The 1,627-nt window shown below is 34.5% G+C and carries 2 protein-coding genes; one reads left to right on the top strand and one right to left on the bottom strand.

What is annotated here, in order from left to right; translation table 11 throughout:
* The first annotated feature begins 276 nt into the window (after positions 1-276).
* Complete coding sequence (locus tag V7183_RS25305; protein WP_335361256.1) at positions 277-1,092, top strand: GH25 family lysozyme; 816 nt, start codon at positions 277-279, stop codon at positions 1,090-1,092.
* Between the two features lie 78 nt (positions 1,093-1,170).
* Here V7183_RS25305 and V7183_RS25300 read toward each other — a convergent pair whose 3' ends face one another.
* Positions 1,171-1,377, bottom strand: coding sequence for a KTSC domain-containing protein (locus V7183_RS25300; RefSeq protein WP_097899507.1), 207 nt, complete (start codon positions 1,375-1,377; stop codon positions 1,171-1,173).
* Positions 1,378-1,627 lie beyond the last annotated feature (250 nt).

Raw genomic sequence — 1,627 nt, 5'->3', positions numbered from 1 at the left:
ATATTAGAAAATTTACTTTTCTAAAAAATGACTTCTAAATAATAGGAGTCATTTTTTATTTCTATAGTAAAAGAATAGCCTCATGTGTATTTTTACTTGGAGATTTTTGTAGTAGGTTTGAAATTATAAAACAAAACGCCTATTCATATATAGTTTGAGCTATATACATATCGTTAGATGGTAATCCATTAAGTAAAGCATTACCATTGTTTTACCCATTGGAATAAACAACAAGACAAGCTTTGAATGTTATCTTAAGAAAGGAGCAGATAAAGTATGAAGAAACATATTATTGATATCTCTAAGTGGAACGTGAATATTAATTGGGATGTAGCGGCGCCACAAATTGCTCTTGCAATCTGCCGGGTACAGTATGGCTCAAGAACAGTAGATGAGCAGTATAAAAGCTATGTCGCGAATTTGGAGCAACGCGGTGTCTCGCATGCTGCATATGCGTATGGCTGTTATGCTTCGGTTAAAGATGCAATTGTAGAAGCGAAAGATTTTATGGCAAGAACAAGTCCTAATGCTAAGTTTCTTGTACTAGATGTAGAAGACGATACACTTAAAAGCTGTGGTCCTAATAAGTTGGCTGAAGCATCTCAAGTGTTTATTAATACTTGTCAAGCGGCGGGGTGGAGAGTGGGGTTATATGTAGGTCACCACATGTACAACAAGTATGGATTAAGTGGAGTGAAAGCGGATTTTCTTTGGATCCCTCGTTATGGCGGAAACAAACCAGCTTATGTATGCGACATATGGCAATACACTGATTCGGGGAATGTGGCTGGCATTGGAAAATGCGATTTGAATTATCTTATAGGCGATAAAAGTTTATCATGGTTTATTGGAGGAGAAAATGCATTGGCAGATGATGGGAGAAGAAAAGTAAAAACAGGCGGTTTAGGACTTGAAGCGGTCAAAGAAGTTTCTGGGATTTTATTAGAGCAGGATATAAAAGGTTCTATCATTTTCGAAGGTGAAAATTCTACACCGTACGTACTAACTGAGAAGATGAGTAATCCAGGACTAGACAAATTCACTGCTTGGCTCGATGAAAAGGGATGGCATTACGAATATATTCCATATTAATGAAAAGAAGACATTATGTTGAATCGCATAATGTCTTCTTTTTGTACACATTGCCTGATTGTATGAATAGTGGTTATGTTAAATTTTAGTGTGACGATAAGAATTTTTAATGTAAGTATCGTGATAGTAGCTTTTTGATGGAGCGTTTAGTAATCCTTTGTAAATACTTTCTGGTACATCATAGAAATCGTATGTGCTATTTCTAAACTTAATTCGTAAAATCATAGATGATGGATTATAACCTACAGCGACTAATTTCTTGGAAATGACTGGATATAGGGTCATGTTTGTTCATCTCCCTTCTTTAAATATACTTAGAAGTTTATGAGGTAAAATCCTACTATTTTGTAGAATTATAATACTTAGATGATGTATAGTAAGTATGATTACCAGTTGTTGAATTTACTTTTTTGTAAGTTCACACGAAGTTCATATTGTTGTGCTATTTTTATGTCACCTTTGATTTGCTAGCATGATTTAAATGGAGAAGTTTGACCAAATGTAAAAAAGGTATATTATTTATACGGGGGTATTC

It is taken from the genome of Bacillus sp. JJ1127, assembly GCF_036965845.1.
Taxonomy (GTDB): domain Bacteria; phylum Bacillota; class Bacilli; order Bacillales; family Bacillaceae_G; genus Bacillus_A.
The sequence above is the reverse complement of the archived record's forward strand: the minus strand, read 5'-3'. Positions and strand labels throughout refer to the sequence as shown.